The organism is Mesorhizobium loti (assembly GCA_014189435.1).
Taxonomy (GTDB): domain Bacteria; phylum Pseudomonadota; class Alphaproteobacteria; order Rhizobiales; family Rhizobiaceae; genus Mesorhizobium; species Mesorhizobium loti_G.
The window spans coordinates 7,040,364-7,053,044 of the sequence record CP050293.1 but is presented as its reverse complement, the minus strand read 5'-3'; the positions used below and the strand labels follow the sequence as shown (position 1 = coordinate 7,053,044).

16 protein-coding genes and 2 pseudogenes are annotated in these 12,681 nt (G+C 60.1%); 12 read left to right on the top strand and 6 right to left on the bottom strand.

All coding sequences use genetic code 11. The features are described 5' to 3' along the window. The first annotated feature begins 6 nt into the window (after positions 1-6). The 5 genes and pseudogenes from HB777_33945 (at position 7) to HB777_33925 (ending at position 3,235) form a co-directional block, all read left to right on the top strand. On the top strand, positions 7-318 hold the full coding sequence (locus HB777_33945; protein QND68455.1) for a hypothetical protein: 312 nt from the start codon (positions 7-9) through the stop codon (positions 316-318). Continuing rightward, entirely contained in the window at positions 318-1,058 is a 741-nt protein-coding gene (locus HB777_33940; protein ID QND68454.1) for a redoxin domain-containing protein, read from the top strand. The genes HB777_33945 and HB777_33940 overlap by 1 nt, the downstream gene beginning before the upstream one ends. A gap of 38 nt (positions 1,059-1,096) precedes the next feature. Then, entirely contained in the window at positions 1,097-1,888 is a 792-nt protein-coding gene (locus HB777_33935) for a DsbA family protein (GenBank protein QND68453.1), read from the top strand. Between the two features lie 26 nt (positions 1,889-1,914). Continuing rightward, a pseudogene (locus HB777_33930) lies at positions 1,915-2,647 on the top strand (cytochrome c biogenesis protein CcdA). 33 nt (positions 2,648-2,680) lie between these two features. Further along, positions 2,681-3,235: a hypothetical protein gene (locus tag HB777_33925; GenBank protein ID QND69006.1), complete on the top strand. Its 555-nt coding sequence runs from the start codon at positions 2,681-2,683 to the stop codon at positions 3,233-3,235. Positions 3,236-3,249: 14 nt separating this feature from the next. On the opposite strand, the gene HB777_33920 is transcribed toward HB777_33925, so the two are convergent. The 3 genes from HB777_33920 to HB777_33910 form a co-directional block, all read right to left on the bottom strand. After that, positions 3,250-3,963 carry an ABC transporter permease gene (locus HB777_33920; protein QND68452.1) on the bottom strand — a complete coding sequence of 238 codons (714 nt, stop codon included), beginning with the start codon at positions 3,961-3,963 and terminating at the stop codon, positions 3,250-3,252. A gap of 77 nt (positions 3,964-4,040) precedes the next feature. Further along, entirely contained in the window at positions 4,041-5,054 is a 1,014-nt protein-coding gene (locus tag HB777_33915) for a cation transporter (GenBank protein ID QND69005.1), read from the bottom strand. Beyond that, complete coding sequence (locus tag HB777_33910; GenBank protein ID QND68451.1) at positions 5,045-5,308, bottom strand: metal-sensing transcriptional repressor; 264 nt, start codon at positions 5,306-5,308, stop codon at positions 5,045-5,047. Before HB777_33910 ends, HB777_33915 begins: the two co-directional genes overlap by 10 nt. Before the next feature lie 462 nt (positions 5,309-5,770). On the opposite strand from HB777_33910, the gene HB777_33905 reads away from it, so the two are divergent. Then, positions 5,771-6,478 (top strand): phosphatase PAP2 family protein, encoded by a 708-nt coding sequence (locus tag HB777_33905; protein QND68450.1) that lies wholly within the window; start codon positions 5,771-5,773, stop codon positions 6,476-6,478. Between the two features lie 8 nt (positions 6,479-6,486). On the opposite strand, the gene HB777_33900 is transcribed toward HB777_33905, so the two are convergent. Further along, the gene (locus tag HB777_33900; GenBank protein QND68449.1) at positions 6,487-6,969 is read right to left on the bottom strand and encodes a DUF2127 domain-containing protein; all 483 of its coding nucleotides are present in this window, start codon (positions 6,967-6,969) and stop codon (positions 6,487-6,489) included. 41 nt (positions 6,970-7,010) lie between these two features. On the opposite strand from HB777_33900, the gene HB777_33895 reads away from it, so the two are divergent. The 6 genes and pseudogenes from HB777_33895 to HB777_33870 all read left to right on the top strand — a co-directional run bounded on the left by HB777_33895 (position 7,011) and on the right by HB777_33870 (position 11,532). Then, entirely contained in the window at positions 7,011-7,553 is a 543-nt protein-coding gene (locus tag HB777_33895) for a phosphatase PAP2 family protein (protein ID QND68448.1), read from the top strand. Positions 7,554-7,609: 56 nt separating this feature from the next. Then, entirely contained in the window at positions 7,610-8,167 is a 558-nt protein-coding gene (locus HB777_33890) for a cytochrome c (GenBank protein QND68447.1), read from the top strand. A gap of 161 nt (positions 8,168-8,328) precedes the next feature. Beyond that, the gene (locus HB777_33885; protein QND68446.1) at positions 8,329-9,078 is read left to right on the top strand and encodes a COG4280 domain-containing protein; all 750 of its coding nucleotides are present in this window, start codon (positions 8,329-8,331) and stop codon (positions 9,076-9,078) included. Beyond that, positions 9,075-9,278: a hypothetical protein gene (locus HB777_33880; GenBank protein QND68445.1), complete on the top strand. Its 204-nt coding sequence runs from the start codon at positions 9,075-9,077 to the stop codon at positions 9,276-9,278. The genes HB777_33885 and HB777_33880 overlap by 4 nt, the downstream gene beginning before the upstream one ends. Positions 9,279-9,412: 134 nt before the next feature. Further along, a pseudogene (locus tag HB777_33875) lies at positions 9,413-10,527 on the top strand (Fic family protein). 468 nt (positions 10,528-10,995) lie between these two features. Then, positions 10,996-11,532, top strand: a complete 537-nt coding sequence (locus tag HB777_33870; GenBank protein ID QND68444.1) for a cytochrome b — start codon at positions 10,996-10,998, stop codon at positions 11,530-11,532. A 210-nt stretch (positions 11,533-11,742) separates the two neighbouring features. Here HB777_33870 and HB777_33865 read toward each other — a convergent pair whose 3' ends face one another. Then, complete coding sequence (locus HB777_33865) at positions 11,743-12,165, bottom strand: DUF4112 domain-containing protein (protein ID QND68443.1); 423 nt, start codon at positions 12,163-12,165, stop codon at positions 11,743-11,745. Further along, positions 12,158-12,649 (bottom strand): YidB family protein, encoded by a 492-nt coding sequence (locus HB777_33860; protein ID QND68442.1) that lies wholly within the window; start codon positions 12,647-12,649, stop codon positions 12,158-12,160. The genes HB777_33865 and HB777_33860 overlap by 8 nt, the downstream gene beginning before the upstream one ends. Between the last annotated feature and the right edge of the window lie 32 nt (positions 12,650-12,681).

Genomic DNA, 12,681 nt, shown 5'->3' with positions numbered 1-12,681 from the left:
ACAGAGATGACCACGACAGAACTCATTCAAACCAGGCAGGCCTCGCCCGGTCGCGGTGCCCGCTCTGCCGTCCGCCATTATCTCAGTGGTCGCCGCGGGCTGATCGCTGCCGGCGCGGTCATTGCCGTCGCCGGCCTCGCCTTCAACTGGACCTGGCTGGCCGTCGCGGGCATCGCGCCGCTGCTCATCAGCGTCCTGCCCTGCGTTGCCATGTGCGCGCTTGGCCTGTGTATGAGCCGGATGACGGGCCAAGCCTGCCCCACCGAAAACGGTGTCCAGAAAGCGGATTTCGACGGCACCATGAAAGGCAGTGGTTGATGCTTGTCCGGGTCCAACACGAGCCGCAGTCTCATTCTCGGGCTTTAAGCGCGCGCTTGCTGCGCAGTTTGATCGTGCTGACGGCGCTGATTGCCGGCTTTGTCCACGGCCCGCAAGCGCACTCGCTGGATGAAGTCGACGCTATGCTCCAGGGGGACGAAAAGTATTTCCAGCCGATTGACAAACCGGCACCCGATTTCACGCTGCGCACCACCGACGGCCGCGTCGTGCGGCTGGCCGACCTCAGCGGCAAGGTCGTCGTCCTCCACTTCATCTACACATCGTGCCCCGATGTGTGTCCCCTGCACGCCGAGAAGATCGCCGAGGTCCAGGCGATGGTGAACGGGACGCCGATGAAGGATCAGGTCACCTTCGTGACCATCACCACGGATCCTGCGAGGGACACGCCGGACGTGCTGCGCAAATATGCGCTGGCGCACGGGCTCGACCCCGTCAACTGGCTGTTTTTGACGACGACCCAGAGTCAGCCGGAGGACACGACCCGCCGACTGGCGGAAGCCTTCGGCCACAAGTTCACCCTGACCGATGACGGCTATCAGATGCACGGCACCGTCACCCATGTGATCGACAAGGAGGGCCGCTGGCGGGCGAATTTCCACGGCCTGAATTTTGCGCCGGTCAATCTCGTCACCTTGGTCAACGCCCTCACCAACAACATCGAGCATCCGCACGATGAACCGGAAGAAGGCTGGCTGGCAAAACTGAAAAGCCTCTTTTGACGCACCACCGGCATGCCAACACCACAAGGAGAGAACACATGATTACCAGGGCGAAACAGGCAAACCGACACTGTGGCTGGTTTATCCGCACCCTTCTGCTTGCCGGTGTGACAGGATGGCTCCTGATCGGCTTTCAAGGCGCGCAGCGATCGGCGATCGCGGCCGGCGAAATGTCCCAGGACCAGTTCGACCAGCGGGTGCACGACTATATCCTCGCCCATCCGGAAGTCGTCATGCAGGCTCTGCAAAGTCTGGAGGGGCGTCAACGCGACGCCGAGGCGGCCGAGGCAAAGGCGGTGCTGGCGTCGCGCGCCGACGACATCTTCCGCGACAAGCAAAGCCCCGTCGGCGGCAACGCGCAGGGCAACGTCACCCTGGTCGAGTTCTTCGACTACAACTGCCCCTATTGCCGCCAGGTGGCTCCGATCATGGCGCAAGCCGTGGCCGACGATCCGCAGCTCAAGATCGTCTACAAGGAATTTCCCATCCTAGGCCCGGATTCCGTGTTCGCGGCCAAGGCGGCGCTCGCCGCCGAACGGCAAGGCAAATATGCGGCGTTCCATAAGGCGTTGTTCGGCGCCAGGACAAGGGTGACCGAGGCGGTGGTGCTCAGGGTCGCGGCCGAGGCCGGCCTCGACGTGCCGCGCCTGAAGACCGACATGCAGCAACCGGATATCCAGGCGTTGATCGACCGAAACATGGATCTGGCTCAGGCGCTGAAAATCACCGGAACGCCGGGCTTCGTCGTCGGCGACCAGATATTTCCCGGCGCCACCGATCTCGAGACGATTAAGAAACTGATCGAACAGGCGAGGACGCTGCAGAAATGAAGCCGGCAAGCGCGGACAACTGATCGATGCCCGTACTCTCCAACATCGGCGTGCTGACCGCGTTTGCGGCAGGCATCGTCTCGTTTCTTTCGCCCTGCGTGCTGCCGCTGGTGCCGGCCGGGGTACGTGTCCTATGTCGCCGGCAGGACGCCGACGGACAGGCCGGCCAATCGGGCAGCCCGTTTGTCGACGGCCCGCCTCGGCCTCTTCTTCGTGCTCGGATTCTCGACCGTCTTCATCGTGCTGGGCGCCATCGCAACGGCGCTCGGCCGATTGCTGCTCAGCTACCACGTCGAGCTCAATCTTGTCGGCGGCGCCATGGTTATCCTCTTCGGCCTCTTTTTGCTCATCCGCCCCGGCTGGATGATGCGCGAGGCGCGGTTTCATGCGGCCGTGCCAGGCGGACGCGTGATGTCCGCTTACGCCCTCGGCCTTGCCTTCGCCTTCGGCTGGACGCCTTGCATCGGTCCGATCCTCGGCTCGATCCTGACCGTGGGTGCGGCCTCCGCTACGGTCGCAGATGGCGTCGCGTCGCTTGCGATCTATTCGCTCGGCCTTGGCGTTCCATTCCTGCTCGCCGCGCTGTTCACCGACGGCCTGGCTCGGCGACTGAAGGCGATGCGCCGGGTGGGCCGGTTGCTGCAACCGGCGGCCGGCGCAATCGTGGTGGCCATGGCGCTCGCCATGATCACGGGACAGATGTCGACATTCTCGTTCTGGCTGCTCGAGCAGTTTCCCATTTTCACGCGCATCGGCTGAAGGCCGGGAAAGGAATTCGCCATGATACGGACAATGTGCCCAGACAGACGAATGGTTGTTGTGGGCGGCGTTTTTAGCGCCGCTACGGTTGTCGGCTTCCTCAAAGGTTCGAATTCGGCATTCGCCGCGGAGGACCCCGGCCTGGCGAGCCGTTTCCAGGATCTCAGCCAAAATGGCAACAGCACCTGCTCGGCCAAGTTCACGGAGTCGATCGCGACCATGCCGAGCATCTCGCGGATCAAGGGCTCGTGTTGCAGTCCGATGGAAATGAAGCGCTACGCCGAACAGATGAATGGCTTGGCCAAGTACCGCGACATCACGATGATCCCGCAGGATCCTTACGACATTCCGGCGGCGACCGCGCAGCAGGCAACGGCCTATTATGACATGCAACTCGCCGGCGACGAGCAGAAGGCCTACGACTACGCGATGGCCAATTCCAACGAGAAAGGCCCGTGCTGCTGCCAATGCTGGCGCTGGAAAGTGTATGGCGGGCTGGCGAAATACCTGATCCGTGAACAGGGTTTTACCGGCAAGCAGATCGTGGATGTTTGGAACCTCTCCGACGGCTGCGGCGGGGGTATGTAAATTTGCCACGAGCCTCAGTTCGACGTGATCTGCCAGAAAGCAACGCCGGCGAGCGCAAGTCCGGCGGCCCCCTCGATGGTTCGGGAGATGGTCTCGAACAGGCGCGGCTGGCTAGCAAAAAGATGTACCAGACGTTCTCGAAACAGGATCGACAGAACCGCGACGCAAGATAGCGTCAGCGCCACCCCGACCATCATGGTGATTGCAGATAGGATGCCAGCGACCGGAACGCCTCTGGATATCGCGAAGGTCATCACGAAAAGCGTCAGCGGGCATGGAATCAAGCCAGCTATCACTCCCACGGCCTCGCCTTCATGTCTGTGGTGATGACCGAGGCTGAGCGCCCGCCAGATCATCCAGGCGCCGATCAGGCCGAGCAGTCCGCGACTGACATCTTCCAAAAGCGGAGCGCGGCCGACGCTGCCTAACGCAATGGAGACCAATGGCAGCAAGAGAACCGCGATTAAGACGGCAATCGTTACGTGCGTAAACGAGAGTGTTAGCGACACCAGAAGCCCGCGCAAAATCCTTGCTTCCGATCCGGCAAGATAGGTCGCCAAGACCGCCTTGCTGTGCCCTGGCGTCAGGGCGTGCGCCGCACCGAACAGCACGCCCATTGGTAGGAAGGCCATGAACGCTAGCCAGTCGCCGCCAGCCGACAGCAGTTTGATCTGCCCGCCGAGCGTCAGGTAGATCGTGCGTTGAAACTTGACAAGCGTTTGGAACATCCGCTGAGACTAGCAGAAGCGAGCCGGTCCGGAGCGACCGTCAGTGCCTGTGACCGTCATGTTCACCCAGAGCGTGTTCATGGGGGGTGCGGATGATCGTGCTCTTCGTGTTCGGTTGAAAACCGGATGTTTGCCGCCGCGAGCGCTGGCATGTGCCCAAAGAGCTCGTCTTCGAGCGCCACCGAAATCTTGTTTGCCTCGGATAGCGGCATGGTTTCGTTTGCGGCGATGGCAATGTCGGCGTGGAGTTTGTGACCGATCCAGCGCGCCTTGGCGTCGATGATATGCGCTCCCGGCACATGCGCGGCTGCGTGCTGGATTTCGTCCATCACGCCCGGCTCGATGCCGTCCAGCATGCGGGTGAGAACAGAGCGCGCCGACTGCCAGACGATGCCGAAAATGGCAATCGTGATGAGCAGTCCGACGATCGGGTCGGCCAGCGGGAAGCCGAGCCAGACGCCGACGGCTCCGGCGACAACGGCAAGGCTGGTAAGCCCATCGGTACGGGCATGGTAGCCGTCGGCGATAAGTGCCGCGCTGTTGATTTCGCGGCCGACGCGGATGCGGAACACGGCGACCACCTCGTTGCCGAGAAAGCCGACGATACCTGCCGCCGTCAGCCAGCCAAGATGCGTCACCACTTGCGGGTTTATCAGCCGCTCAATGGCCTGGTAGCCAGCAACAATGGCACTGAACAGGATGATGAGGACGATGATGATCCCGGCCAGATCCTCAACCCTGCCAAGGCCGTAGGTGAAGGTCTTGGTAGGCTTGCGCCGCGCCAGCATGAACGCGATCCACAACGGAATGGCGGTTGTGGCGTCGCCGATGTTGTGGATCGTGTCGGCCAGCAGTGCCACGCTGCCCGACAGCACCACCACGACCATCTGCAATGCCGCCGTGATTGCCAGGATGACGAACGACCATTTTATGGCCCAGATGCCCCGGTCGGTCGTCGCTATCGTTGCGTCTATGACACCATGAGTATGCCCATGCGGTCCGCTGCCATGGTCGTGACCATGCGCGGGGTGATCATGCGACCCGAAGCCAAACCAGTCGAGAATGCGCGCCCCGAGACTGCTCACAGGTATTTCGCCAGTTGCTTGAGTTCTGCCAGGGAATTGCCGCCCGACTCTGCGGTTTCCGTCAGGCAATGCTCGATGTGATCGTGGATCAGTTCGCGCTTTGCGCTGCTGATAGCGCTTTCCACGGCGTGGAGTTGGTGCGCCAGGTCAACGCAGGGACGATGCGCCTCGAACATCGACAGCACCGCCGCGAGGTGGCCTTGCGCGCGCTTCAGGCGCTTTACGATAGCGGGATGCGAATGGTGAATGCCTTGGGACATGTCCGCTTGGTATCCTCCCTGGGGGATACCGTCAAGCGATTTGGAAGTGACCTCTGGTTGGTGACTTTGCCACCGTGACCAAACAACGCTTGACCTTGACCTTCCGGCCGCTGGAACCTTTAGCGTCACTGCGAGACGTAGGAGACGAAAGATGCATCGACGCGGCTTTCTGGCGGCAGGTCTCGCGACGGTTCTTGCGAGCCCCGCGCGCAGTCGCGCAAATGAAGATGGACGACATGCCCGGCATGGATGCCGGCATGGGCGATCACGCAGGCCACGACATGGGCGCGGCGCCACAGGGTTGGCTGGAGAAGGCTTGGTGCAGTGAAATGGGCTGTGCGGGACGGTGATCCTGGCGGTCGCCTGTGCCTCCGGCACCGTTTGCTGCCGACGTCAGCTATAGGAAACTCTCGCCGAGTCGTCGCGCTTGTGACCTCTACAAAATAGGTCGATCATAGACGCATGGCGATTAAGTCACCCTCCTCGCCCAGCCGCTTTCTGCATGGTTTTCAAAGCGACGCCATGTGGATGATAGCCTCACTGCTCGTCGCCGGCGGCCTGATCCTCGGATTCGGCCTCCTGGCTGAAGAAGTCTCAGAGGGCGACACGAGCGGTTTCGACCAGGCAGTGCTTATGGCGTTCCGCACTGCCGGGGATGCGACGAATCCAATTGGTCCGCCTTGGCTAGAAGAAATGGGGCGCGACGTTACGTCCCTAGGCAGCTTTGTTTTCCTGGGCTTCGTCTCGGTCGCCGCAGTGGGATATCTGCTGATAGCGGGAAAGCGACGATATGCCGTGCTGGTTGCGGCCGCCGTGGCCGGCGGAGAGGCCATCAGCACACTTCTCAAAATCGCCTTTGATCGCCAAAGGCCCGATATTGCGCACTCCGCAAGAGTTTTCACCGCGAGCTTTCCGAGCGGGCACGCGATGCTTTCGGCAGTTACTTTCCTGACCCTTGGCGCGCTGCTGGCAAAAGCGAACCCGGACCCCCGCGTAAAAGGGTATTTCGTTTCACTCGCGGTATTCCTAACCGTCATGGTCGGGTTGAGCCGCCTCTATCTCGGCGTGCACTACCCCTCCGATGTGCTCGCCGGTTGGTGCGTCGGTTCAGCCTGGGCCATCCTGTGCTGGTCTGGGGTCCAGTGGATTGAGCAGAGGCGCGGCCGATAATTCCCCAGTTACGTGGGCTTTTGCTGTCGCACGAACTTCCATTCGTCCCAGATCAGCACCATGACGAGCGCATCGAAGACGGTCAGGACAAGCAGGCCGAATGAATGGGTGTAAGAGTAACGGTAGACTTGGTAGACCATGAAGGCACCCAACGCCGCGAGCGAAGCCGGATACGACCACAGCTTGCCTCTCAGAAGCCCGACAACCAGCAGCAGCTTTATCAGGCCGTGGCTTAGCAGGTAGAAGGCGTAGAACTCCTTGCTGGCGATCGAAAAATGGCTTGCCATCTGCGACAGATAGCCAGCTATGAAATCGTTCGGATCTTCGATCAATTCCTCCTGGGTGAATGTATTGACCCAGGAGGCAATGGCGTCGGTGGTGACGACATAAAGCAGGATTCCGCCGACGCATTCGATCAGGGCATGCGCCCCTTTGAGCCAGATGCTGACCTCGAAAATCTGATGGATGCGGCGTTCGTCGACTGCTTTCACAAAATTCACCTCGCGATCGACAACAGCGGAAACGAGAAACGATGGATGCAGCTCTAACCCACTGGATCAACGCGGCAGCCGGGATCAGCCCTTTTCTTGATAAGGCAATGATCGCCGCCTCACAAATCGGCGTTCCGCTGATGGTGCTGGGCGTTGCCCTGCAATGGTGGGTAAAGGCCGACCGCTACCATGTGCGCCATGCTGCCTTGTCGGCCGGCTTGGCGTTCCTGCTCGGTCTTGCGATCAACCAGTTCATTCTTCTGTTCGCCCACCGGATACGGCCCTACGATGCCGGCGTGACGCACCTTTTTATTTCGCCAAGCGCTGACTGGTCTTTCCCCTCCGATCACGCAACAGCCACCGTTGCGATTGTTGCGGCCTTCGCAATGCAGGGTCTGCCGCGCCGGACGATTGTGCTTTCCATCATGGCGTTCCTGATCTGCTGGTCGAGAATTTACATAGGCACCCACTACCTGACCGACGTGATCGGCGGAGCCGTCACTGGCGTCTTAGGTGCCGTTGTGGTGCGATTGTCCTATCGGGAGAACTCCCGGCTGGACAATCTGGTGACAAGAATTCTTTAGGCCCTCGGCGATCCTCGCGCTGAAATGAAAACGATCCGGTTGAAAGGAGCGTTCCGATGACACAATCAGTTATTGTAGCGATCCTGTCGCTTGCTTGCGCCTCCGCCGTGGTCGCCGCCACCCACACCAGCCGCGATGCGATCGTCGAGGCTCGCCAAGCCTCGATGAAGGAGATGGCCGCATCGGCAAAGACAATCGCCGGGATGTTCGACGGCAAGTTGGCCTATGACGCCGCCGCTTTCAAGGCGGCGGCCGAGACCCTCCGCGCCCGCACCGGACCTGCCCTGATTGCGGAATTCCCCAGCGCGACATTGGGCGCGCCGTCGGGCGCCAAGCCTGATATCGACTCCGCTCGCCCAGAGTTCGAGGCGCTGGCCCATCATATCGGGACACTGGCGGGCACCCTGGCTGCCGATGCCGAGCGCGCGCCGCCCCGCATTACCGACGAGATGCGAATGGGTTCCGGCCTGGTGATGGGTGGTGGCAGCCTACTTGGCAAACGGCCGGGGACGGTGGAAGCCGATCCCGCGAAGCTTCCAGCCGAGCACGTCCTGCATCTCATCCTGCAAGATTGCTCCAGCTGTCATTCGAAATTCCGGCAAAAGGTCGAGTGACGAGGAGGATCGTCTAATGCTCATCCAGCCGATCGATTTCTTTTCTCGTAGCATGGTTCATCCTGGCCGCCCGCATACAGCATGATCCCGCAAGGTGGGAACCGGTTTTCGTAAAAGATCACGCTCAAACAAGAAGATAATTTGAAACTACAGGATGCCTCATGCACAGTCTCACCCCCATCCTTTCGACCATCACCGCCGCCTTCCTGGCTTCCTTCGTCGAGGTCGTCGAAGCTTTTACCATCGTGCTCGCGGTCGGGGTGACGCGCAGCTGGCGACCGGCGCTGACCGGCGCAGCACTGGCGCTGGCGCTGCTGGCCGCACTGGTGCTGGCGTTCGGACCGCTGCTGGCGCTGGTTCCCATCACCATTTTGCAATTCGTCGTCGGTGTGCTGTTGATCCTGTTTGGCATGCGCTGGCTGCGAAAAGCCATCCTGCGCAGCGTCGGCGTCATCGCCCTGCATGACGAGGAGGCGGCTTTTTCCAGGGAAACAGCAAGCCTGCAGCAGCAGGCCAATGACCGGCGCGCCGACTATCTGGCGGGAGTGGCGTCGTTCAAGGCGGTGCTGCTCGAAGGGATCGAGGTCGTGTTCATCGTTATTGCGGTCGGTGCCGCGCATGGGCAGACGCTTTACGCCAGCCTGGGCGCACTGGCGGCGTTCGTTCTGGTGATACTGATCGGCCTGGCCGTGCACCGGCCGCTGGCGCGCGTGCCGGAGAATGCGCTCAAATTCGTGGTCGGGCTGATGCTGACCAGCTTCGGCATCTTCTGGACCGGCGAAGGCATCGGTGCCGATTGGCCGGGCGCGGATCTCGCCCTTCCCGCCATTTTCGCTATCGTTGCGCTTGCGTCCTTTGCCGTCGTCCGCTGGCTGCGCAGCGCCTATCCCGCCGGAGGGCTCGCCCGATGAACATTGTCCGTCTTGTCATCAAGGAATTCGTCGACATGTTCATCGACGACGGCAATCTGGCGTTGCTGGCGCTGATCCTGATTGCGGCGGTGACAGCGGCGGTAAAGTTTCTGGCTATGCCGCCATTGCTTGGCGCCATCCTGCTCCTGGTCGGCTGCCTCGCCATCCTGATCCACAGCGTTCGCCGCGCGGCGCTATAAGCATTCGAAAAAATTGACCTGGATGGTAGTCGTGGGATCACGCCGGGGTAAAACCCGATTTCTGAGGCATAGCGAAGATTGCTATAGCTCACCATTTATGGCACGATGAGTTATAGAAAGGTGCCCTATAACTCATGCTATGGAATTGGGAGCAGGCTGACTGGCCGCATTTTACCTACGATAAAAGGTATTGGAACCGCTGGAAAGCGAGTTCCTGTTGCGATCGGGCGAGTTCCTGGGCGTCTTTCGTCATGTCGGTGCCGACGATCGTGATCAGATCCGCATTGATCTTATCAGCGAAGAAGCCTTGAAGACATCCGCGATCGAAGGGGAATACCTCAACCGCGAGAGTCTGCAATCATCCCTGCGCCAGCAACTTGGGCTGGGCAGCGAGACCAGGCGCATTCCACCTGCCGAGCGCGGCATCGCCGAAATGATGGCCGATGTTTACTTGCATTTTGCCGATGCCCTCTCGCACCGCACTCTCTACGCTTGGCACAAGATGGTGATGTCGGGTGAGCGGCGTATCGAGACCATCGGCAACTATCGCCAGCATGCCGATGCCATGCAAATCGTTTCCAATCGGCTGGATAAGGCCAAAGTGCATTTCGAAGCGCCGCCGTCGGCGCGGGTGAAAACCGAAATGGACGCCTTCGCCGCTTGGTTCAACGATACCTCACCCAAAGGCAAGACGCCGCTCCCTGCGTTGACGCGTGCCGGTATCGCTCACCTTTATTTCGAGAGCATTCACCCGTTCGAGGATGGCAACGGCCGCATAGGGCGCGCCCTATGCGAGAAGGCGCTGGCACAAAACCTGGGTGAGCCCACCCTCATCGCTTTGGCGTACACGATCGAACGCCACCGCAAGGCCTACTACGACAGCCTGGAGGCCAACAACAAGAACAACGCGGTTACGGACTGGCTGCTCTACTTCGCCAACACGATCCTTGAAGCGCAGCGCGTAACGCTCGCTCGTGTCGAATTTTCCGTCGCCAAGGCCAAGTTCTACGAACGCTACCGGGATCAGTTCAATGAGCGGCAGGAAAAGGTCATTGCCCGGATGTTCCGCGAAGGTATCGACGGCTTCAAAGGGGGGCTCAGCGCCGAGAATTACATCGCCATCACACAGGCATCACGCGCCACGACAACCAGAGATTTGCAGAACCTGATTGCCAAAGGTGCGCTAACAAAAACCGGGGAACGCAGACACACGCGCTACGCACTCCACGTGCCCGATTCCAACAGATAGCGATTCTACCATTCCCTATCCATGATCTCGCACGAAACGCCGCATGCGGTCGGTCACCGTCAGGGAACGCATCACCCATGGTTTCTGAATAATAATGTGCTGAGCTTGGATCAGCGCCTCCTTCCAGAAAACTTCCCGAGATGTTCATACGTCTCGGGAGCCAATCAGAAAAGCTCGTCGACAAATCATCAATTGCGATAGTCGCGACCCCGTTGCTGACAACCCAGTTCGCAATCAATGGCATCTTTGGATTGTGAAACTCCAAGCCGACGAAGCGGAGAAGGCAAAGGCGGCGAAATGGAAAAAGTGACGCGGAGCAGGCTTGGCAGGAGTGGCAGGCGATACAAACGGGCCAGCGGGCAGGGCTGAGAAAGCGAGAGGCATTACTAAATCGTAATTTAGCGGCCACAAGTCTGCCAGGAAGCCAACTGAAGGGGGAGAGACCCTTTTAACGGGAGCCGTCGTCGAATGACCTCTACCGCATACACGTCGATCCAGAAGTTTCTGCACTGGGCGCTCTTCGTGCTCGTCCTCCTGCTTTACGCACTGACCTACGGCGAAGACCTGTTGCCTCGTGGCGACCCGACAGTCGGTGCCATCTGGCGGCTGCACATTTCATTTGGTCTTCTGTTGGCCGGATTGCTGCTTTGGCGGGTTGTTCTGCGCGGCCTAAGAGGGGCACCAAGTCTTCCAGACGAAATGTCGGCGCCCGAGCGGACCGCAGCCAAGATCGGCCACTTTGTCCTCTATGCGCTGCTGATCGCGATCCCTGTCCTTGGCATCCTTTTGACATGGCTTAGGGGTGATGCGTTGAGTTTCTTCGGCCTATTCACAGTGCCGGCACCATTTGCACCCGATCGAACTACGGCTCGCACGATTCGAGAACTTCACTCGTTATCCGCCAATGGGATATTGATCGCGGCCAGCTTACATGCTGCAGCCGCGCTCTATCATCACTTCGTCCGCCGCGATGCAGTTCTGACAAGGATGCTCCCAAAGGGTTGAGCCTGGCGGGCTAAACGCTAAACCAAGGCGGGCCACCACGACGCGCGAGGTACTTCCACGCTGTCGGGCCGAAACGGGCGCTGGTGAGCCTGCCAGCGGCCCGACAGCCACAGTGCTAAACCATTGGGATGGCTGCTGTATTGCACCGAGCGAGTTATGACATCGTAACGCGAGGCCACTTCACGGCAGGCCAGCCTCCAAGCTTCGGCCTTACCTTTGGAGGTGACGGCGAAGCAGCCTTATGTTGCGATTGTTCGCCTTAAAATAGACGTCGAAGATTGAGCCGAGAATAGGAACGCTTCCTATCACAGTATCAAGCAGTACATTCCCTAACATGCGGGCGACCAAGCCATTTCCAGCCCCGCAGTTTCGGGCTCGCAAGACGATATAGGCCGAGACCAGGCCCGTCGCCACATCTCCGAGTACGGGCACCAGACCCACCAGGGCATCCAGTCCATAACGAACTGACGTCCCCGGAATGCGCCAGCGGGAATCAAGCAAAGCGGCCAATAGATCCAGCTCGGCGATTGCTTTTTCTGCCTCAGGGTCGCGATGGCCCTGCCCCCGCGTCCCAGCCGCCGGGCGTGTGCGATTTACCAGACCTCCCCGGTCTAGAGTTGTGACTCTAGACATTGCCGCCTGAATTCTTGGCTTGCGGCCTGCGCGGGGGCACGTCGTCGAGCAGGGTGGTCTCATCCGAGCCTTGCGTTGCCTCAGCTGGCAAATCACCATTTGGCGTCATCTTGTTGACTGCCTCGGGCAAGTCTCGTGTGATCCTGCGGATGAGGTCCTCGCGCGAAAGACCCGTCTGCATCGAAAGGGAAGTGAGCGTGTCTTCGTCAATAGCCGCTTCCACGTCGCTTGGCTGGATCGGCTCGTTCGGCCCGGTGCCAACCCAAGAGTCGACTTTCGATCCTGCCCCTGCCCCTCTGAATCGGTCGAGGATGTCGCCAAGGGCCGTCCCGGACACCCCTTTCGATATCTGATCCAGAATCCCGCCTTGCGGGTCGTTGGGATTACGATTTCCCGCTTCACGGATCATGTCGCCGATCTTGTCGCGATTCTGGTATGCCAGGACGCCAAGCATCGCGATCGCCAATTTTCCCAGATTTGCCATTTTGGTCTCCTCAACGGTTCACAAGAGGAAGG

What these genes read in the sequence shown, in the direction of transcription:
- HB777_33885 (QND68446.1), top strand. Translation starts at nt 8,329, where the DNA reads ATGCACAGTCTCACCCCCATCCTTTCGACCATCACCGCCGCCTTCCTG.
- HB777_33935 (QND68453.1), top strand. Translation starts at nt 1,097, where the DNA reads ATGATTACCAGGGCGAAACAGGCAAACCGACACTGTGGCTGGTTTATC.
- HB777_33945 (QND68455.1), top strand. Translation starts at nt 7, where the DNA reads ATGACCACGACAGAACTCATTCAAACCAGGCAGGCCTCGCCCGGTCGC.
- HB777_33860 (QND68442.1), bottom strand. Translation starts at nt 12,649, where the DNA reads ATGGCAAATCTGGGAAAATTGGCGATCGCGATGCTTGGCGTCCTGGCA.
- HB777_33940 (QND68454.1), top strand. Translation starts at nt 318, where the DNA reads ATGCTTGTCCGGGTCCAACACGAGCCGCAGTCTCATTCTCGGGCTTTA.
- HB777_33905 (QND68450.1), top strand. Translation starts at nt 5,771, where the DNA reads ATGGCGATTAAGTCACCCTCCTCGCCCAGCCGCTTTCTGCATGGTTTT.
- HB777_33870 (QND68444.1), top strand. Translation starts at nt 10,996, where the DNA reads ATGACCTCTACCGCATACACGTCGATCCAGAAGTTTCTGCACTGGGCG.
- HB777_33880 (QND68445.1), top strand. Translation starts at nt 9,075, where the DNA reads ATGAACATTGTCCGTCTTGTCATCAAGGAATTCGTCGACATGTTCATC.
- HB777_33910 (QND68451.1), bottom strand. Translation starts at nt 5,308, where the DNA reads ATGTCCCAAGGCATTCACCATTCGCATCCCGCTATCGTAAAGCGCCTG.
- HB777_33895 (QND68448.1), top strand. Translation starts at nt 7,011, where the DNA reads ATGGATGCAGCTCTAACCCACTGGATCAACGCGGCAGCCGGGATCAGC.
- HB777_33865 (QND68443.1), bottom strand. Translation starts at nt 12,165, where the DNA reads ATGTCTAGAGTCACAACTCTAGACCGGGGAGGTCTGGTAAATCGCACA.
- HB777_33920 (QND68452.1), bottom strand. Translation starts at nt 3,963, where the DNA reads ATGTTCCAAACGCTTGTCAAGTTTCAACGCACGATCTACCTGACGCTC.
- HB777_33890 (QND68447.1), top strand. Translation starts at nt 7,610, where the DNA reads ATGACACAATCAGTTATTGTAGCGATCCTGTCGCTTGCTTGCGCCTCC.
- HB777_33925 (QND69006.1), top strand. Translation starts at nt 2,681, where the DNA reads ATGTGCCCAGACAGACGAATGGTTGTTGTGGGCGGCGTTTTTAGCGCC.